The 18487-nt window shown below is 69.7% G+C and carries 15 protein-coding genes, 2 pseudogenes and 1 riboswitch; of the genes and pseudogenes, 12 read left to right on the top strand and 5 right to left on the bottom strand.

The window, feature by feature from the left end; genetic code table 11:
- Positions 1-19: 19 nt before the first annotated feature.
- A complete protein-coding gene (locus RUTHE_RS14120; RefSeq protein ID WP_021099156.1) occupies positions 20-778 on the bottom strand; it encodes a siderophore-interacting protein in 759 nt (252 codons plus the stop codon).
- A 26-nt stretch (positions 779-804) separates the two neighbouring features.
- Positions 805-2247, bottom strand: coding sequence for an aldehyde dehydrogenase family protein (locus tag RUTHE_RS14115; RefSeq protein ID WP_021099155.1), 1443 nt, complete (start codon positions 2245-2247; stop codon positions 805-807).
- 335 nt (positions 2248-2582) lie between these two features.
- On the opposite strand from RUTHE_RS14115, the gene RUTHE_RS14110 reads away from it, so the two are divergent.
- The 5 genes and pseudogenes from RUTHE_RS14110 (at position 2583) to RUTHE_RS14090 (ending at position 6497) form a co-directional block, all read left to right on the top strand.
- A complete protein-coding gene (locus RUTHE_RS14110) occupies positions 2583-3347 on the top strand; it encodes a VOC family protein (protein WP_021099154.1) in 765 nt (254 codons plus the stop codon).
- A gap of 27 nt (positions 3348-3374) precedes the next feature.
- Positions 3375-3473, top strand: a riboswitch (TPP riboswitch).
- Positions 3474-3531: 58 nt separating this feature from the next.
- Positions 3532-4319, top strand: a pseudogene (thiM, locus tag RUTHE_RS14105) (hydroxyethylthiazole kinase).
- A complete protein-coding gene (gene thiE, locus RUTHE_RS14100; RefSeq protein ID WP_021099152.1) occupies positions 4316-4933 on the top strand; it encodes a thiamine phosphate synthase in 618 nt (205 codons plus the stop codon). The pseudogene thiM and the gene thiE overlap by 4 nt, the downstream one beginning before the upstream one ends.
- Positions 4930-5736, top strand: coding sequence for a bifunctional hydroxymethylpyrimidine kinase/phosphomethylpyrimidine kinase (gene thiD / locus RUTHE_RS14095; protein ID WP_021099151.1), 807 nt, complete (start codon positions 4930-4932; stop codon positions 5734-5736). Before thiE ends, thiD begins: the two co-directional genes overlap by 4 nt.
- The gene (locus tag RUTHE_RS14090) at positions 5733-6497 is read left to right on the top strand and encodes a 3-oxoacyl-ACP reductase (protein WP_021099150.1); all 765 of its coding nucleotides are present in this window, start codon (positions 5733-5735) and stop codon (positions 6495-6497) included. Before thiD ends, RUTHE_RS14090 begins: the two co-directional genes overlap by 4 nt.
- A gap of 646 nt (positions 6498-7143) precedes the next feature.
- On the opposite strand, the gene RUTHE_RS14085 is transcribed toward RUTHE_RS14090, so the two are convergent.
- Both RUTHE_RS14085 and RUTHE_RS14080 read right to left on the bottom strand, forming a co-directional pair.
- Positions 7144-8349 (bottom strand): GTP-binding protein, encoded by a 1206-nt coding sequence (locus RUTHE_RS14085; RefSeq protein WP_021099149.1) that lies wholly within the window; start codon positions 8347-8349, stop codon positions 7144-7146.
- A gap of 86 nt (positions 8350-8435) precedes the next feature.
- Complete coding sequence (locus tag RUTHE_RS14080; RefSeq protein ID WP_021099148.1) at positions 8436-9431, bottom strand: GntR family transcriptional regulator; 996 nt, start codon at positions 9429-9431, stop codon at positions 8436-8438.
- A 120-nt stretch (positions 9432-9551) separates the two neighbouring features.
- Between RUTHE_RS14080 and RUTHE_RS14075 the strand changes: the two genes are divergently transcribed.
- The 5 genes from RUTHE_RS14075 (at position 9552) to RUTHE_RS14055 (ending at position 14246) form a co-directional block, all read left to right on the top strand.
- The gene (locus tag RUTHE_RS14075) at positions 9552-10301 is read left to right on the top strand and encodes an SDR family oxidoreductase (protein ID WP_021099147.1); all 750 of its coding nucleotides are present in this window, start codon (positions 9552-9554) and stop codon (positions 10299-10301) included.
- Positions 10298-11365, top strand: a complete 1068-nt coding sequence (locus RUTHE_RS14070) for an Ldh family oxidoreductase (protein WP_021099146.1) — start codon at positions 10298-10300, stop codon at positions 11363-11365. Before RUTHE_RS14075 ends, RUTHE_RS14070 begins: the two co-directional genes overlap by 4 nt.
- Before the next feature lie 29 nt (positions 11366-11394).
- Positions 11395-12375, top strand: coding sequence for a C4-dicarboxylate TRAP transporter substrate-binding protein (locus RUTHE_RS14065; protein WP_021099145.1), 981 nt, complete (start codon positions 11395-11397; stop codon positions 12373-12375).
- Between the two features lie 77 nt (positions 12376-12452).
- On the top strand, positions 12453-12971 hold the full coding sequence (locus RUTHE_RS14060; protein WP_021099144.1) for a TRAP transporter small permease: 519 nt from the start codon (positions 12453-12455) through the stop codon (positions 12969-12971).
- 87 nt (positions 12972-13058) lie between these two features.
- Positions 13059-14246, top strand: coding sequence for a TRAP transporter large permease (locus tag RUTHE_RS14055; protein WP_021099143.1), 1188 nt, complete (start codon positions 13059-13061; stop codon positions 14244-14246).
- Between the two features lie 157 nt (positions 14247-14403).
- On the opposite strand, the pseudogene RUTHE_RS14050 reads toward RUTHE_RS14055, so the two are convergent.
- A pseudogene (locus RUTHE_RS14050) lies at positions 14404-16765 on the bottom strand (DNA topoisomerase IV subunit A).
- A gap of 456 nt (positions 16766-17221) precedes the next feature.
- Here RUTHE_RS14050 and RUTHE_RS14045 point away from each other — a divergent pair.
- Both RUTHE_RS14045 and RUTHE_RS14040 read left to right on the top strand, forming a co-directional pair.
- Positions 17222-17569, top strand: a complete 348-nt coding sequence (locus RUTHE_RS14045; protein ID WP_021099141.1) for an SH3 domain-containing protein — start codon at positions 17222-17224, stop codon at positions 17567-17569.
- Positions 17570-17637: 68 nt separating this feature from the next.
- A complete protein-coding gene (locus RUTHE_RS14040; RefSeq protein ID WP_021099140.1) occupies positions 17638-18483 on the top strand; it encodes an SDR family NAD(P)-dependent oxidoreductase in 846 nt (281 codons plus the stop codon).
- Positions 18484-18487: the final 4 nt, after the last annotated feature.

Genomic DNA, 18487 nt, shown 5'->3' with positions numbered 1-18487 from the left:
GATTCTGTCAGCGCAAATCTCAGCCCGCTGTCCCCGCGCGCCAGTAATTGGCCAGACGGCGCAGCCCTTCGGGATGGCCCAGCGCATCGAGACGGGCGCGGATCCGGGACACCGTCGCCGCCTCGCCCGCGCAGAAGACGAAGACCTCGCCCGGGGGCAGATCCAGCGCTTCGCCCCATCGGGCCAGCGTCTCTCCCCTGCCGGAATGGAGCCAGCGCAGATCGACCCCCGGCGGGATCGGCAGGGGCAGCTCCTCCTGCCGGTCGGTCACCTCGATGCGGACGATCGCCCGCTGTCCCCCGGGCAGCGTCTCGAGCCGTCTGGCGATGGCCGGCAGGGCGGTGGCATCGCCCAGAAGGATCTCGTGATCGGCCTGTCCCTCGATCAGGACGGATCCGCGCGGCCCGCCCATCCCGATGGCCGCCCCCGGCGGGGCATGCAGGGCCCAGTCCGACGCCACCCCCCCTTCGTGCAGCACGAAGTCGATGGTCAGGATGCCCCGCTCCGGATCATGGCGGCGCGGGGTGAAATCGCGCGCCGCCGGGACGGGATCGGGCCAGACCAGCCGCCCTTCGCCCTGACGGGGTGCCGGCAGTTCCGCGCCAGGGGGCGGAAAGAACAGCCGGACATGGTCGTCGAAGCCGGGGGCGGCAAAGCCGGCCATCTCGGGCGAGGTGAAGCGCAGCCGCATCATCCCCGGTGTCAGCCTCTCGCGCCCCTGCAGGATCAGGCGGCGGAACCGGGGACCGTGGCGCAGGCGGGTCAGGGTCAGGCTCATCGGGGGATCCGTGAAGGAAGGGCCGGTCAGGGCGCCAGATAGGCCGTCCGGGTTGTGGTGTAGAACTCGACCGCGGCACGCCCCTGTTCACGCGGCCCGTGGCTGCTGCCCTTCCGCCCGCCGAAGGGGACATGGAAATCCACCCCGGCCGTCGGCAGGTTCACCATCACCAGGCCCGCCGCCGCATGCCGCCGGAAATGATGCGCATGCTTCAGGCTGGTCGTGCAGATGCCCGCAGACAGGCCGAATTCCGTGTCGTTGGCGACGGCGAGGGCCTCCTCGTAGTCGCGCACCCGGATGACCGCGGCGATGGGGCCGAAGATCTCCTCGCGGCAGATGCGCATGGCGTTCGTCGCCTCGGTGAACAGGGCCGGGGCCATGTAGAAGCCTTCGGTCGGCCGCTCGAGCCGCTCGCCGCCGACGATCAGACGCGCACCCTCGGCGCGGCCGATGGCGATGTAGTCGAGGTTCTGCTGCAACTGTCCGGCATCGACCACCGGTCCCACCACCGTCGCGGGGTCGAGCGCATGCCCGACGGTCAGCCCCTGCATCGCCTCGGTCAGGGCGGCGACGAAACGGTCATGGATGCCTTCGGTGACGATCAGCCGGGACGAGGCCGTGCAGCGCTGGCCGGTGCCGTGGAAGGCGCCGTTGATCGCCGCCGGCACCGCCACCGCCAGATCCGCATCGTCCAGCACCACCAGGGGGTTCTTTCCCCCCAGTTCGAGCTGGACCTTCTTGAGCGGGAAGCGGGCGGCGGCGGCCTGTGCGACGCGCAGCCCCGTCGCCTGCGATCCGGTGATGCTGATCGCATCGATGTGGGGATGGGTCAGCATCGCCTCTCCCACCACCGAACCGCGCCCCATGACCAGGTTGAAGACCCCCGCCGGCAGGCCGGATTCGGCGATGATCCGTGCCAGCAGCACCGCCGAATGCGGCACCAGATCGGCGGGCTTGAAGATCACCGCATTGCCCCAGGCCAGGGCCGGGGCGATCTTCCAGGCCGGGATCGCCAGCGGATAGTTCCAGGGGGTGATCACCCCCACCGTGCCGACCGGCACGCGGGTGACCTCGATCTCGACGCCTGCGCGCAACGAGGGGATGGCCAGGCCCTCCTGCCGCAGGGCCTCGCCGGCATGGAAGTCGAAGATCTGCCCGGCGCGGATCGCCTCGGCGCGGCCCTCGGCCAGGGTCTTGCCCTGCTCGCGCGACAGTTCCCGCCCGAGCCGTTCGGCATCGGCCAGGATCCGCGCGGCGATGCGGGACAGCACGGCATGGCGCTCGGCCGGTGTCGCACCGGCCCAGAGGGGCTGGGCCTGGCGCGCGGCGGCGACGGCGGCGTTCACATCCGCGGCCGTGCCGCGCGGAAAGCGGCCGATCCTGTCCGACAGGTCCGACGGATTGACATCCTCCGTCCAGTCGGTCCCCGCGATCCATTCTCCGCCGATCAGGTTTGCGAACCCGTCCATGCCGGTCCTCCCGTTCCCGGGGGGACCATAATCGTCCGACCGCCGTCTGGCCTGCCCCACTCCTGCAACGCGAAGTCATGACAGGATCGACAATCGGGGGGGGGGCGGGCCGCGCGATCCGGCTTATGCTGCGGCCGTGGAGCGCCAGGGGAAAGGGAGGATGCGATGGGGATCGTTCGGATCGAGGAGGTCGTCTACGGGGTGGACGACATGGAGGCCTCGGCACGTTTCTTCGCGGATGCCGGGTTCGAGAGTCTGCCCGACGGGGGGCCCGACGGGGGCCCAATGGGGGGCCGGTCCGGCGCTTCCGCACCCTGGAGAACCAGATCGTCACCTTGCGCCCGGCCGACGATCCGGCCCTGCCGCCCGCCGTGGAACCGGGGCCCACCCTGCGCGAACTCGTCTGGGGGGTGGAGAGGGCGGCCGATCTGGCGATCCTGGCCGATCGACTGGGTCCGGCGGCCCGTCGCGAGGGCGAGGGCCTGCACAGCCGCGATCCGACCGGTCTTGCCCTCGGCTTCCGGGTGATGGCGCGCGAAGCCGCCCCGGTCCGGTTGCGCCAGCGAAACCAGGGCGATCACCGTGGCCGCGTGAATGAAAGGCTGTCGGCCTATGGCAGCCCCCCTGCCCTGCGCATCGTGCATTGCGCCTACAACATCCCCCGGGCCGCGAACGAGGCTGCCTTGGCCTTCTGGTGCGGCCCGCTGGGGTTCAAGCCCGTGGACAAGGTGCTCGACACCGGCACCTTCCTGCAGGCCGAAGGCGATGTGGAGCATCACAACTTCTTTCTCTGCTTCCGGCCGGACCGGGCCGGGATCAACCACATCGCCGTGGAGCTGTGGGATTTCGATGCGGTGATGGAGGCCGGCAACCGGATGATCGAGGCCGGCTGGAAGGAAAGCCGCCGCCCCGGACGGCACAGGCTGGGCTCCAATGTCTACCGCTTCGTGCATGCGCCCTGCGGCGGGCGGCTGGAATTCGTGGCCGACATGGATCGGATGGACAAGGACTGGCAGACGCGGGTCTGGGAGAAGAACCCCGGTCACAACATCTGGATGATCAGATCGTCCGGTCCGGATCCGGCCGGGACGGGGGATTGACAGTCCCGGCGGCCTGACATTCCCTGCAGGCACGGACAGGGGCGTCCGCGGGCGACCGCGGGCTGAGAAGCACCCTTCGAACCTGAACCAGATCATGCTGGCGTAGGGAGTCCGCGATGCGTGCCCGGGCGGCCCTTGCCCGATCCCGTATCGCCACCCCCCGCGCCCGCCGGGGGAGAGAAAGATGGACGAACCGGGATCCTGCCTCGCACGGATGCGCGAGACCGCGCCACTGGTGCACAACATCACCAATTTCGTCGCCATGGCCGTGATGGCGAATGTCCTGATCGCGGCAGGGGCCTCGCCGGCCATGGTCCATGCACGCGAGGAAGCGGCCGAATTCGCGACCCTCGCCCATGCGCTCACCGTGAACATCGGCACGGCCGATCCGGACTGGGGCACCGCGATGGAAGAGGCGGCCGCCGTCATGAACGGGGCCGGCCGTCCCTGGGTGTTCGACCCGGTGGGCGTCGGGGCGACGCGCTTCCGGCAGGCGCTGTCGGAGCGGCTGATCGCCCTGCGGCCGACCGTCATCCGGGGCAATGCGTCCGAGATCAGGGCTCTGGCGGGGCTCGAAGGCGCAGCGCGCGGGGTCGATGCCGGCGACAGCGTCGAGGCCGCGGCCGAAGCCGCCCGCCTGCTGGCGTGCCGGACGGGCGGCATCGTCGCCGTCTCCGGCCCCGTGGATTACGTGACCGACGGCAAAGAGGCCTATCGCGTGGCGAACGGCCATCCGCTGATGCCGCGCGTCACGGCGCTGGGCTGTGCGCTGAATGGCGTCATCGCGGCCTTCTGCGTCGGTCAGCCGGCGCTCGCGGCGACGACGGCCGCGCTGGCCTTCTACGGGCTTGCCGGCGAAACCGCGGCCCGATCGGCCCGGGGCCGGGCAGCTTCCAGCCGGCCTTCCTCGATGCCCTGGCAGCGCTGACGCCGGCGGCGCTCGATGCCGGCGCCAGGGTGACCCCGGCATGATCGGCCCCGTCTACGCGATCACCGATCCGCTGGCTCCCCTGCCCGTCATGGATCAGGCCCGCGCAGCCGCCCGCGGTGGCGCCTGGGCGGTGCAACTGCGCGACAAGACCGCGACGGATGCCGAACTGGTGCCGCTGGCCCGCGCCCTGGGGGCCGAGCTGCGCGCCCTCGGCGTCCGTCTGATCGTCAACGACCGGCTGGAGGTGGCCCTGGCCGCCAAGGCAGACGGGCTGCATCTGGGTCAGGGGGATGGCGATCCCGTGGCGGCACGGGCGCGGCTCGGGCCGGGGCGGCTGCTCGGCCTGTCGATCGAGACCGAGGCCCAATGCGCCGCCATCCCCCCCGGCGTGGTGGACTATGTCGGCGCAGGGCCGGTGCGCGCCACGGCGACCAAGCCCGACCATGCGCCCCCGCTGGGCCTTGCGGGCCTTGCAAGGATCACGGCGCGTTCGCCGGTGCCGGTCATCGCCATCGACGGGCTCGGGCCGGGGGATGCGTCGGCGCTCCGACGGGCCGGTGCGGCGGGAATGGCAGTCGTCTCGGCGGTGATGCATGCCCGCGATCCCGAGGCTGCCACCCGCGCCCTTCTGCGGGAATGGGAGGCCGCGGCATGATCCCGAACATCCTGTCCATCGCCGGATCGGACCCTTCGGGCGGGGCCGGCATCCAGGCCGACATCAAGGCGATCTCGGCCTGCGGAGGCTATGCCATGGCGGTCATCACCGCCCTGACAGCCCAGAACAGCTGCGGCGTGACAGGGCTGCTGCTGGTGGACCCGGATTTCGTCGCCGCCCAGATCGCGGCCATCCGCGCCGATATCCGGATCGACGCGGTCAAGATCGGCATGCTGGGCAGCGCCGGGATCATCGCCGCCGTGGCCCGGGCCTTGGCGGGTCTCGAAGCCCCCGTGGTGCTCGATCCCGTCATGGTCGCCAAGAGCGGCGACCGCCTTCTTGTGCCCGAGGCCGTCGCGGCCCTGCGCAGCCTGCTCCCCCTGGCCAGGGTGATCACGCCGAACCTGCCCGAAGCGGCCGACCTGCTCGGCACCGCCGAGGCCCGCACGCGCGCAGAGATGGAGGCCCAGGCACGCGCGCTTCTCGGTCTGGGGCCGCAGGCGGTGCTGCTCAAGGGCGGGCATCTCGGCACAGCGGACAGCCCGGACCTGCTGGCCACGGCCGACAGGCTCATCTGGCTGCCGGGCCCCCGCCATGCCACGCGCCACAGCCACGGAACCGGCTGCTCGCTCTCTGCCGCGCTGGCGGCGTTCCTCGGGCAGGGGCTGCCGCTCGATGAGGCCGCTGCCCGGGCCAAGGCCTGGCTCTCTGCGGCCATCGCCGGGGCCGAGGCCCTGACGGTGGGCCGGGGGCACGGGCCTGTTCATCATTTCCACGCCTTTCGGACAGGACCCTGCGCATGACTCCTTCCCTTTCGGAACTCACCGTGCTCGTGACCGGCGGCGGCCGGGGCCTCGGCGCCGCCATCGCCCGCGCCTTCGCACGCGAAGGGGCCCGCGTGGCGATCAACTACCGCAACAGCCGGCAGGCCGCCGAAGGGCTGGCCGCCGAACTGGGCAGCCGCACGGCGGCCTTCGGGGCCGATGTCACCCGGCCTGAGGAGGTGGCGCATATGGTCGCGCAGATCGCCGACCGCTTCGGGCCGCCGGATGTGCTGGTGCACAATGCCCTGGCCGACTTCGCCTTCAACGGAGATGCCCGGACCCCGCTCGACCGTCTGACCTGGGCCGATCTGGCGCGCCAGATGGAAACGGCCGTCGGCGGGGCTCTCTGCTGCCTTCAGGCGCTGCGGCCCCATTTCGCCGCGCGGGGCTTTGGCCGGGTGATCACCATCGGCACCAATCTGATGCAGAATCCGGTGGTTCCCTATCATGACTATATCGCGGCCAAGGGGGCGCTTCTGGCCTTCACCCGCAGTGCGGCGCGGGATCTGGGCCCCCTCGGGGTCACGGTGAACATGGTGTCGGGCGGGCTTTTGCGCGTCACCGATGCCAGCGCCGCCACCCCCCCCGCGGTCTTCGATCTGATCGCCGCCCAGACTCCGCTGGGCCGCGTCACCACGCCCGAGGAGATGGCGGATGCCGTCCTGTTCTTCGCCTCGCCCTGGGCGCGGGCGATCACGGGGCAGAATCTGATCGTCGATGGGGGGCTGGTCTGCGGCTGATCCGCGGCTGAGGCGGGCGCTGTCTGCGGCTTGGCTCCGGCGGGGCGAGCGGCGGTGTTCCCTGCGGTGTTCCCTGCGGTGTTAACGGGATTTTAACCTGTTTGTGGCAGGGTGATTCGCAGGGGCCGTTCATCCGGCCGGTCGCCCCGCGGGGGGGCGGCCGGGGGGTCGGCTCTGGCGGGCCTGGTCTTGGGTCCGTCTGCTCTTTGGTTCGGGTCCTGCGGCGGTCTGTCTGCGGGCATCGGGCGGCCTGGGGTCTGTCTGCGGTTTCTCTGCGGGCGGGCTGCGGGCGGTCTGGGGATCCGGCCGGGCCACTCCCCCGGGGTGCTGTCGCGGCACCGAAGGAGCGATAGGGCCTCCGTTCCGGCCCACCGTCCCGGCGGCCCCCCGCACAGGCCGCCGTCATGGCCGCCGTCATGGCCGCCATGGCTGCCGTCGCGGCCGCTCTTGGTCATGGGCACCGTGAGGGGGTCCTGCCCGTCGGGGGGGCGTCCTGCCTGCGGCCGTCAGGGGCGCGCGGGCCGCTGTCAGGGGCATGACCGCTGTCACGCGCAACCGCGGCATGGGCGCCCTCGGGTGGCGCCATCCTCGGGGGCACCATCGGGGCCCTACCGACGCTCATGCGGCACTGCGCTGCGTTGTCCTCTCAGGCGGCACTGCGCTGCTGCCATCGGGGGAAGGGGTCGGGCAGGTCGGCCCAGCTTTCGGGGGCGAAGCGCTCGTCGGGCACAAGGGCGGCGTCGAGCTGTGCCTGCAGCGCGGCGCTATCGAGACCCGCCCCGATGAACACCAGTTCCTGCCGCCGGTCGCCCCAGGGTTCGATCCATCGCCTGCGGATCTCGGCCAGAGCTTCGGGATGACCGGGCCAGCGTTGTCTGGGGACCGCTGCCCACCAGCGGCCGAGCGGCACGACCGAGGAGATGGCACCGGCCAGGCTGAATTCGGCCACCCAATCCAGGCGTGTGGCGATCCAGAAATGTCCCTTGGCACGGATCACGCCCGGCAGATCGCCGTTGAGCACGGCATGGATGCGGGCGGGGTCGAAGGGGCGGCGGACACGATAGACGAAGGAGGCGATGCCGTATTCCTCTGTCTCCGGCGTGTGGTCTGCGAACCCGTAGAGTTCCTTGGCCCAGAGCGGATGCTGATGCGCCTTGTCGAAGTCGAAGAGCCCGGTCCCGAGGATCGCGGCCGGATCGACCCGGGCATGGTCGGTCTCGATCAGGCGGGCATCGGGATTGAGGGCCCTGATGATCCGGCGTGCTGCATCCACCCGTTGGGGACCGGCATCGGTGACCTTGTTGAGGATGATCACATCGGCAAACTCGATCTGGTCGGTGAGCAGGGTCACGAGCGTGCGGTCATCGCCCTCGCCCAGGGATTCGCCCCTGTCGCGTAGGAAATCATGGCTTGCGAAATCCCGCAGGAGGTTCACCGCATCCACCACGGTCACCATGGTGTCGAGGCGTGCGACATCCGACAGGCTGCGGCCTGCTGCGTCGCGGAATTCGAAGGTCGCGGCAACCGGCAGGGGTTCGGCGATGCCCGTGCTTTCGATGAGGAGATGGTCGAAGCGTCTTTCCGCCGCCAGGCGCCGCACCTCGGTCAGAAGGTCCTCGCGCAGGGTGCAGCAGATGCAGCCATTGGTCATCTCGACAAGGCGTTCTTCGGTCCGGCTCAGATCCGTTCCCTCGCGCACGAGGTCGGCATCGATGTTGATTTCGGACATGTCGTTGACGATCACGGCCACACGGCGGCCCTGCCGGTTGTTGAGCACATGGTTCAGGAGGGTCGTCTTGCCGGCGCCGAGAAAGCCGGACAGCACGGTCACGGGAAGGCGGGTATCGGGCATGGGAATATCCTTTACGTTATAACATAACATTATCCGCGAGGATCCCGGCCCTGCAACCCCGTGCGGCATGGTGCAAGGCAGCCGGGTCAGTCGGCCGGGCGCAGATAGCCCGGATCGTCGGGCTGCATCATCGCCCGCACCAGATCGATCCGCATCATGGCGCGGCGCTTGGACGCCATCAGATGGGCGTCCAGGGTTTCGGCGGCGTTGTCGATGCGCCCTTCCAGGACATGATCCAGAATCCGGAGATGCTCGGCCAGGAAGGGTTCGACATCGAACATCCGCGCCGTCCAGCGGTAGAAGAACCGGTGCGCCAGCAGAAGGGCCTGATGCTGGCTGACGGCACGTTGTAGCATCCGGTTCGGGCAGGACTGGAGGAAGTCCACGTGAAGATCGGCCTCGAGTCGGTCGAGCTCCTCGCCCGAGGGGTGCCCGACCAGGGCCTTCTGGAGGCGGTCATGCATCTGGAGCAGACGGGCCCGCGGAAAGCCAGGGGCCGCCTTGCGCAGGGCGGCGCATTCCAGGATCGCACGCATGTCATAGAGCTCGTCCACACGTTGCTCGGTCAGCTGCGGGGCGATCCAGCGTTTTCCCTCCACGGTCACCAGGCCCTGCGCCTGAAGCCGGGCCAGGACCTCGCGCGCCACAGTCCGGGAGACGCCGAAATGCTCGCCCAGAGCCGTTTCGTTGATCCACCAGGAGGACAGGACGATCCGGCTGGCGATGGCATCGACAACCGCGCCATGGATCCGTTCCCAGGCCGGCCGCGTGGTCAGCGGCAGATCGGGCAGATTCGCCGCCTCTGGCCCTTTCTCCGGCGCGGCGTTGCGGTCCGCCACCACGAAGCCGCGTGACGGCGCGGCCACGGCCTGAAGCACACCCTCGCGCGCCAGCAGTTCCAGCGCCTGACGCGCCGGACTGCGCGAGATGCCAAAGCGCGCCGCAACGCGGCTTTCATACAGGCGGGTTCCGCGGGCAATCCGCCCCTGCGCGATCTCTCCGGACAGAAGGGCCGCCACGCGCCGGTAGAGATAACTGTCCGCCCCGGTCTGCGGTGCAGATGTCCTCGCGCGCTGGTCCATGCGTCACCATACCAGCTTGCCCTGCCGCCCGGAAGGATCGCCGGGGGCCGGGTCTTGCACCGCACCCGCCATAACGTATACAGTATACAATATACAAAAATCGCCCGGCAGGGAGGGGCCATGACAGGACGGCTGCAGGGCAGATGCGCTCTGGTGACGGGGGCAGGACAGGGGATCGGCCGCGCCATCGCCTTGGCCTTCGCGGCCGAGGGGGCCCGGGTGATCGCGGCCAGCCGGACGGCGGACAAGATGGCCGATCTGCCAGGGCATCATCCGGCCATCCGTCCGGTCGCTCTGGATGTCGGCGATGCGGCGTCGGTGGAGGCGCTGGGCTCCAGCCTGGGGCAGGAAGAGGTCGACATTCTCGTCAACTGCGCCGGCTGGGTGGCGGATGGTACACTGCTCGACAACAGCGAGGAGGACTGGGCCCGCAGCTGGGCGATCAACGTGATGGGGCCGGTGCGGATGATCCGGCTGGTCCTGCCGGGGATGATCGCGCGTCGGCGGGGCAGCATCGTCAACGTGGCCTCTGTCGCCTCCAGCATCAGTGGTGTGGCCGGGCGCTGCGCCTATGGCACCACCAAGGCGGCGCTGATCGGGCTGACCAAATCGGTCGCGCGCGACTCCATCGCCGCGGGCGTGCGCTGCAACGCGCTGTGCCCGGGCACCACGGCCTCGCCCTCGCTCGAGGAACGCATCCATTCGAGCGCCGACCCAGAGGCGACACGCCGTGCCTTCATCGCGCGCCAGCCGATGGGCCGGCTCGGCACCCCGCAGGAAATGGCGGCGGCAGCGGTCTGGATGGCTTCGGACGAAGCCGCCTTCATGACCGGATCGGTCATCGTCGTCGACGGAGGGCAGACGCTGTGACCGTGACCCGCTTTGCCGCCAAGTCGCTCTGCCTCTTCTCCGAGGCGGCGTTGCGTGCCGCCGGCGCCGACGGGCCCAGCGCGCAGGACGCCACGCGGGCGATGCTGCATGGCAGTCTGCACGGGATCGACAGCCACGGCTTCCGCCTGCTGCCGCATTATGTCCGCGCCATCCGCGAAGGGCGGGTGAATGGCCAGCCGCGGCTGCGATTCCGCAGGACCCGACCCGGCAGCGGCATCGTCGATGCCGATGACGGGCATGGCGCACGCGGCACCTATCTGGCGGCGACCCATGCGGTGGAGCTCGCCCGCGTCAGCGGTGCCGCTGCGGTGGCGGTGGTGCGCAGCTCGCATTTCGGGCCGGCTGGGGCCTATGCGCTCGAGATCGCACGAGCCGGATTGTTCGGCCTGGTGATGTGCAACTCGGACGCCTTCGTGCGGCTGCATGACGGGGCCGAGCGGTTCCACGGCACCAACCCGATCGCCGCCGCCGCCCCTGCCCCGGGCTATCCCTGGCTGTTCGACATGGCCACCAGCGCCATTCCCTTCAACAGGGTGAAGCTTGCACAGTCCCTGAAACAGGCCCTTCCGGAGGGCACGGCTTCGGATGCCGAGGGGCGCGATACCACCGACCCCGCCGGCGTGGCGATGCTCGCACCGCTGGGGCGCGAACAGGGCTACAAGGGCGCCGGACTGGCCGGACTGGCCGAGGTGCTGTCGGCGGTCATGACGGGGATGAATCTCAGCCCCGAGATCCTGCCGATGCAGGGGCCGGACTGGTCCACGCCGCGGCGCATGGGCGCCTTCGTTCTTGCCCTGGACCCGGCGGCCTTTGCCGGCGCACAGGCCTTTCTGGACGGGATGGGCCGGTATCTGGCCCTGCTTCGTGGCAGCCGCCCGGTCGAGGGGGGGCGCGTGCTCGCCCCCGGCGACCGGGAATGGGAGGAAGCCGCCCGCCGCCAGCGGGAGGGCGTGCCCCTCGACCCATCCACCATCGCCGCCATGGAGGAGATCGCCGCCGCGGCCTCGATCCCGATGCCGACCGCGGTGACGGGCAACCCGTGAAGGGCAGACCATCAGAGGGAGGACTGACAATGACCGCCGTGAAGATCAGCATCGCCACGCTGGCCATGACGGCCGCCGCGGCGCTTTCGGCACAGGCGCAGGACAGCTTTGTCCTGCGCTTCAACCATGTGCTGGGGCCGAACGAACCCTTCCATCAGGGATTTCTGGCCTGGGCCGATCGTGTCGCCGAACGCACCGGCGGGCAGCTGCAGATCGAGGTCTATCACTCCGCGCAACTGGGCGTGGAAGAGGATATCATCGAACAGCTCCGCCAGGGGGCCAATGTCGGCCAGAACACGGATGCGGCGCGGCTTGGCAACTATGTGCCGGGGATCGCGGTGGTCAACGGCCCCTACATGGTGGCGGACATGCAAGAGGCCTTCGCACTGGCCGATTCACCCACCATGCAGGGCTGGATCGAGGCGTTGGCCGAGGATCACGGCATCCGCGTCGTCTGCTTCGACTGGGTGCAGGGGCAGCGCCACTTCTTCACCAACCGCCCCGTGCGCACACCGGAGGATCTCGACGGGCTGCGTATCCGCACGCCCCCGGCGCCGATCTGGCAGGAATCGATCCGCGCCCTCGGCGCCACCCCGGTCGCGATGAGCTTCGGCGACATCTATACGGGGCTTCAGAGCCGCGCGGTGGACGGCGCCGAACTTGTCTACACCAACATCACCGCAGCCAATCTCAACGAGGTCCTGAGCCACGCCAACGAAACCGGCCATATCCTGCTCGTGAATTTCCAGATCGTCAGCGAGGCATGGTTCGACGGCCTGCCCGCCGAGCTGCAGGCCGCCCTGACCGAGGAGTGCCGCGCCGCCGGCCAGGAGACATCGGCCAGGATTGCCGGCGCGCTGGAAGAGGCCAAGGCCGAACTCATCCGCCGCGGCATGACGATCGTCGAGGATGTGGACATCGAGGCGTTCCGCACGGCCGGCGAAAGAGCCTATGAGGTGCTGGGCCTCACCGAGGCGCGGGCGCAGCTTCTGGCCGACATGGGCCGCTGAACGGGCCGGACAGGATCGGGGCGCGGGGCCGATCCGGTGCCGCGCATCGGTCCGCAGGCAGCACAGGACATCAGGACATGACCGAGGAGGACAGGCGGCCTGAGGACACGGGACGGAAGGGGCGACTCATCGCCTGGCTGCAACGGGCCGAGCTGGGTCTGGCGGGCTTCTTTCTTGTCGCCATGGTGGCGATGATCCTGACCGGCGGCGTGGCGCGCATGGTGGGGCGCCCGCTCAACCTGACGATCGACCTGGCAACCTGCTTCTTCGCCTGGGCCACCTTCCTGGCCGCCGACATCGCCTGGCGTCAGGACCGGCTGATCGCCTTCGACCTGTTCTCAAGCCGCCTGCCCGACCGCGCGCGGCGCATCCTGACACTGGTCAATCTGGGGATCATCGCCGCGATCCTGATCTATGGGGTGATCGCCGGCTGCTGGCTGGCCTGGGTCAGCCGGGCGCGCAGCTTTCAGGGCATTCCGGGGGTGTCGTATTCCTGGGTGACAATGGCGCTGCCAGTGGGTTCGGCACTGATGCTCGTCACCACGATCGGGCGGATCCGGCGCCTTCTGCACAGCGATGAAAGGGCCGGCCTATGATCCTTGTGGCCATCGTCTTCGTGCTGCTTCTGGTCATGGGCCTGCCGGTCGCCTTTGCCATTGCCGGCGGCGGGGGCGGTATTCTTCATGCAGCATCCGGAGCTGCCCTTCACCCAGCCTGCCCAGCAGGCCATCTCCCAGACGCAGAACTTTTCCCTGCTGGCGATTCCGCTCTTCATCCTGGCCGGCAACCTGATGAACCGCTGCGGCATCACCGTGCGGCTTCTCGATCTGGCCACGCTGCTGACGGGGCGGCTGCGCGGCGGCTTGGCGCAGGCCTCGCTGGTCCTGTCGGGCCTGATGGGCGGCGTGTCGGGCTCGGCCATTGCCGATGCGGCCATGCAGGCGCGCATGATCGGCGGGGAGATGATCGCCCGCGGCATGTCGCGCGGCTTCGTCGCCGGAATCCTCTCCTTCGGGGCCGTGCTGACGCCGATCATCCCCCCGGGGATCGGGATGATCCTCTACGGCTCGATCGGCAATGTCTCGATCGGGCGGCTGTTCGCTGCCGGCATCCTGCCCGCACTGTGCCTGTGGCTGGCGCTGGCGGTGACCACCGCGGTCATCGCCCGGCGCGGCGGCTGGCCGCCCGAGCGCATGCGCCGCGCCCGCCCGGCCGAGCTGATCTCGGCACTGGGGGCGGGCTTCTGGGCGATGCTGTTCCCCGTCGTGCTGCTGATCGGTCTGCGTTCGGGGCTCTTCACACCGTCCGAGATCGGCGCCTTTGCCGTGTTCTATGCGCTGGTGATCGGAATCGTCATCTACCGGGAACTGACCCGACGCGGCCTGAACGAGGCGATCGAGACCTCGCTGGCCGATATCGGCGGGGTGATGCTGCTGATCGCGCTCAGCGCGCCCTTTTCCTATGGCATCATCCTCGAACGTCTGCCCGAGGACATCGCCCGCGCCATGCTCGGTCTCACCGAGAGCCGCGAGGCGCTGATGCTCCTCATCGCGCTGATGGTCCTGGCGGCGGGGTTCTTCATCGATGCCACCATCCTCATCATCATGCTCACGCCCATCGTGCTGCCCATCATGCATGGCATGGGGGCCGACCCGGTGCATTTCGGGATGGTCTTCATCATCGCGGCCACCCTCGGCAACTTCACCCCCCCGGTCGGAGCAGCCATGTATGCCGTCTGTGCGATCCTGCGCGTTCCCGTCGGAGAATACAGCCGTGCCTCCGTACCGCTGTTCCTGGCGCTTGCCCTTGTGGTGATGGCGCTGGTGTTCATGCCGGGGCTGGTGCTGTTCCTGCCGAACCTGCTCTACTAGAGCGGGCCAAAGGCCGGCGCCCCGATCCGGTCCGGCCCGGCCATGCCGGCGTGGCTCCTCCTGCAGCACCTCCGGGATCGCCGTCCGGGATCGGACTGCCTTCACGGGCCTTCACGGGCCTTTACGGGGCAGAGGCCAGCCGGATGGCCGCAGGATCTCAGCCCTCCCCCTTCGCCCCCTCTCCCTTCGGCAGAGGGGCAAAGCGGTTGTCGCGGGGAAAGCCGCGCGGCGCCATGCGACCCGCCTGACCCCGCCGGCCCAGCCATTCGGTCAGGTCGGGCTCGCGCCGCACCTTGCCCCCCTCCACGCGCCCAGGACAGCCCCTCGGCCAGGTTCAGGGTGATGACATCCGCCAGCCCGCCATCGCGGAAGCTCTGAAGCCGCACGCCCTTGCCCCGTCCCATCCGGGGCAGCTCGGAGATCGGAAAGATCAGCATCTTGCGGTTCTGTCCGATGCAGGCGACATGGTCGCCCTCGACAGGCACCAGATGCGCGGCCCGTGCCCCTTCGGGCAGATTGAGCACCACGCGCCCTGCCCGCGTCTGGGCCAGCGCCTCATCCTCGGATAGCAGGAATCCGTACCCCGCATCCGAGGCGATCAGCAGCATCCCCCCCGGCCGGTGCACCCGAACTGCCACGACCGACGAATCGAGATCGAGATCGATCATCAGGCGCAAGGGTTCGCCCATGCCGCGCCCGCCGGGCAGGTTGGCCACTGCCAGCGTATAGAGCCGTCCGTTCGCCCCCAGCACCAGCAGCCTGTCCGTCGTCCAGGCATCCAGAAGAAAGCGCCCGCGGTCCCCGTCCTTGTAGCGCAGCTCGGCGCCGGCCCCATGGCCCTTGAGTGCCCGGATCCAGCCCATCTCGGACAGCACCACCGTGACGGGTTCGCGCTCGACCATGGCTTCGGGCGTGATCGGTGGGGCCTCGGGCGCTGCCTCGATGGCGGTGCGGCGCGCGCCCCCCGGAGCCTTCGCCCCGAAACGCTTGCGCATCTCGCGCAGATCGGCGGCGATCGCCTTCCATTGCAGAGCCTCATCGGCCAGCAGGGCCAGCAGTTCCCTCTGCTCGGCCTCGAGCGTCTCACGCTCGGAGACGAGCGCCATCTCCTCGAGCCGCCGCAGGCTGCGCAGCCGCATGTTGAGGATCGCCTCGGCCTGCGTCTCGGTCATGCGCAATCCGGGAGAGGCTGCATCCTGCCGCACCAGAGGGGAAAGATAGGCTTCCTCCGAAGCGGCGCGGGGCTGCGGCCGGGCCCAGTCCTCGGCCATCAGGGCGCCCTTGGGGTCCTCGTCATAACGGATGATGTCGATCACGCGGTCGAGATTGAGAAAGGCCAGCAGAAGCCCGCCCAGCACCTCGAGCCGCTGCGCGATCCGCGCGAGCCGATGCGTAGAGCGCCGCCGCAATACCTCGCGCCGGTGGGCGAGGAAGGCCTGCAGCACCTCCCGCAGCGAGCAGACCTTCGGCGTGACACCGTCGATCAGCACATTCATGTTGAGCGGCACCCGCACCTCGAGATCCGAAAGACGGAACAGCATCCCCATGAGCTGCTCGGGATCGACCGAACGGGACTTCGGTTCAAGCACGATGCGTACATCGCCCGCGCTCTCGTCACGGATATCGGCCAGGGCAGGAAGTTTGCGGCTCGAGACGATCTCGGCCAGCTTCTCGATCAGGCGGGATTTGGCCACGCCGTAAGGAATCTCGGTGACGACGATCTGCCGTGCCCCGCGGCCCAGCTCCTCCACGGTCCATCTTGCGCGCAGGCGGAAGGAGCCGCGCCCGGTGCGGTAGGCCTGGGCGATCGATTCGGGCGGTTCGACCAGGACACCCCCCGTCGGGAAATCCGGCCCCGGCACATGCGTCAGCAGCGCGTCATCCGGCAGGTCCGGCCTGCGGATCAACTCGAGGCAGGCGCCGATCAGTTCGTCGAGATTGTGCGGCGGGATCGCGGTCGCCATCCCCACCGCGATGCCCGAGGCCCCGTTGGCCAGAAGATGCGGCACCGCCGCAGGCAGCACGACGGGTTCGGTCAGCGTGCCATCATAGTTCGGCCGCAGATCCACCGCATCCTCGTCAAGCCCCTCCATCATCGCCATGGCCAGGGGGGTGAGGCGCGCCTCGGTGTAGCGGGCAGCGGCAGGGTTGTCGCCGTCGATATTGCCGAAATTGCCCTGCCCCTCGACCAGCGGGTAGCGCATGGCGAAATCCTGCGCGAGGCGGGCCATCGCATCATAGATCGCGGCATCCCCGTGCGGGTGATAGTTGCCCATCACATCGCCCGAGATCTTGGCCGACTTGCGGAACCCCCCCTCCGGCGTCAGCCGGAGTTCGCGCATCGCGAACAGGATGCGCCTGTGCACCGGCTTGAGGCCGTCGCGCGCATCGGGCAGCGCGCGATGCATGATCGTGGACAGGGCATAGGTCAGATAGCGTTCGCCGATGGCGCGGCGCAGCGGCTCGGACAGGAGGGCGGCAGCGCCGTCCCCGGAGGAAGGCGGAGGGGCTGAGGTCATGGAACTTCGCTAGAACATCGGAGTCGTCTCCGCAAGGCGCGACGGGGACGCTGATCTGTCGCGCCTCCTGCGCTATATGGGATGCCGTTGGGGGCCAGAGCCCCGATCGGCCCCTTGGAAATGGGCGCGCAACGACCAACGACCGAGAGGCGGCCATGAGAGTCTTCATCCTCCTGTCCTTCCTGTTCCTCGGCTGGCTCTACTGGGAACTGTCGGGCGGCGCCGACTTCGTGCCCGGGACGGTCACCGCGGAAGCGGACATCGCGCCGGCGGACGGAGCGGGCGGCAGAAACGGCACAGGACCCCTTGCCACGGTGACCGCGCCCGATCCCGATGCGGCGCCCGTCAGCCTGCCTTCCGGGGCCGCGACACCCCAGGTCACGCGCGCCGATACGGCACCGGCCGCGCTCGACGCTCTCGCAGCGGGCACGCGAGCACCCCTGCCCGAGAGCCCTCTTGCCCCCCGGAGACGCGCTGGCCACCATCGCCCCCGATCTGGCCGGCCGCATCGAGGAGGCCCTTGCCACCGCCCTTGTCGCACCGCAGACCGCCACCGGCACCGCTGCCGATGCAGCAGCTGCGGGCGATGCGTCCGGCATTCCGGGAGGGTTCCGCATCGTGACGGGTGATCGCGTGAACATGCGGGCCGGTCCGGGCACCGGCTTCGAGGTGGTGGGACAGCTTGTCGCCGGCCAGCGCACGGAGGTGCTCGGGGCCGAGGGGAACTGGCTGCGCGTGCGCGGCGAAGACGGAACCGAAGGGTGGATGTCGGCCCGCTATCTGGCCCCTCTCCCGGACGGGTGACAGGACGCCCCCCCTTGCGCCCGTCCTCCTGCCGCGTCAGGCACGGACGCGAAAGGGGCCCCCGGACCATGACGACCTTGACCGCGCCTTCGCGCAGCATCCTGATCACCGGCTGTTCCTCGGGCATCGGGCTCGATGCCGCCCGGACGCTGCGCGGCCGCGGCTGGCGCGTCCTCGCTTCCTGCCGCAAGCCAGCGGATTGCGAACGGCTCCGCCAGGAGGGTTTCGAGAGCTTTCCCCTCGATTACGCCGATCCCCTCTCGGTCGAACGCGGCGCGGCCGAGGCGCTGGAGCGAACGGAAGGGCGGCTCGATGCGCTGTTCAACAACGGGGCCCATGCCTGCCCCGGAGCGGTGGAGGATCTGCCGCGCGGCGCGCTCGAGGCGATCTTCCAGGCCAATCTCTTCGGCTGGCACGATCTGACACGGCGGGTGATTCCGGCCATGCGGGCGCGCGGCGCGGGGCGCATCGTCAACTGCTCGTCGGTCCTCGGCCTCGTGGGCGCGCGCTGGCGTGGCGCCTATGTGGCGACGAAATTCGCCCTCGAGGGGCTGACGGATGTGCTGCGGCTCGAGATGGCGGGCACCGGGATCGAGGTGATCCTGATCGAGCCGGGCCCCATCGCCACCCGCATCCGCGAAAACGCGGTGCCGCATTTCGAACGCTGGATCGACTGGCGCGCCTCGGCACGCGCCGCCGAATACGAGAGCCTGCTGCACCGTCTCTATGATCCACCCGCACGCAAGGATCGCTGGGAACTGTCTCCTGCGGCCGTCAGTGCGGTGCTGGTGCGGGCGCTCGAAAGCCCGCGGCCGCGGCCGCGCTACACGGTCACGGTGCCGGCAAGGGCGGCTTCGGTGCTGCGGCGCATCCTGCCGACCCGCGTCATGGACCGCATCACCCGGCGCGCCTGAAACC

The sequence above is a fragment of the Rubellimicrobium thermophilum DSM 16684 genome (assembly GCF_000442315.1).
Lineage (GTDB): Bacteria > Pseudomonadota > Alphaproteobacteria > Rhodobacterales > Rhodobacteraceae > Rubellimicrobium > Rubellimicrobium thermophilum.
This window is presented reverse-complemented; position numbering and strand designations above follow the sequence as displayed.

What these genes read in the sequence shown, in the direction of transcription:
- RUTHE_RS14120 (WP_021099156.1), bottom strand. Translation starts at nt 778, where the DNA reads ATGAGCCTGACCCTGACCCGCCTGCGCCACGGTCCCCGGTTCCGCCGC.
- RUTHE_RS14115 (WP_021099155.1), bottom strand. Translation starts at nt 2,247, where the DNA reads ATGGACGGGTTCGCAAACCTGATCGGCGGAGAATGGATCGCGGGGACC.
- thiE (WP_021099152.1), top strand. Translation starts at nt 4,316, where the DNA reads ATGATCGGCCCCGTCTACGCGATCACCGATCCGCTGGCTCCCCTGCCC.
- thiD (WP_021099151.1), top strand. Translation starts at nt 4,930, where the DNA reads ATGATCCCGAACATCCTGTCCATCGCCGGATCGGACCCTTCGGGCGGG.
- RUTHE_RS14090 (WP_021099150.1), top strand. Translation starts at nt 5,733, where the DNA reads ATGACTCCTTCCCTTTCGGAACTCACCGTGCTCGTGACCGGCGGCGGC.
- RUTHE_RS14085 (WP_021099149.1), bottom strand. Translation starts at nt 8,349, where the DNA reads ATGCCCGATACCCGCCTTCCCGTGACCGTGCTGTCCGGCTTTCTCGGC.
- RUTHE_RS14080 (WP_021099148.1), bottom strand. Translation starts at nt 9,431, where the DNA reads ATGGACCAGCGCGCGAGGACATCTGCACCGCAGACCGGGGCGGACAGT.
- RUTHE_RS14075 (WP_021099147.1), top strand. Translation starts at nt 9,552, where the DNA reads ATGACAGGACGGCTGCAGGGCAGATGCGCTCTGGTGACGGGGGCAGGA.
- RUTHE_RS14065 (WP_021099145.1), top strand. Translation starts at nt 11,395, where the DNA reads ATGACCGCCGTGAAGATCAGCATCGCCACGCTGGCCATGACGGCCGCC.
- RUTHE_RS14060 (WP_021099144.1), top strand. Translation starts at nt 12,453, where the DNA reads ATGACCGAGGAGGACAGGCGGCCTGAGGACACGGGACGGAAGGGGCGA.
- RUTHE_RS14055 (WP_021099143.1), top strand. Translation starts at nt 13,059, where the DNA reads ATGCAGCATCCGGAGCTGCCCTTCACCCAGCCTGCCCAGCAGGCCATC.
- RUTHE_RS14040 (WP_021099140.1), top strand. Translation starts at nt 17,638, where the DNA reads ATGACGACCTTGACCGCGCCTTCGCGCAGCATCCTGATCACCGGCTGT.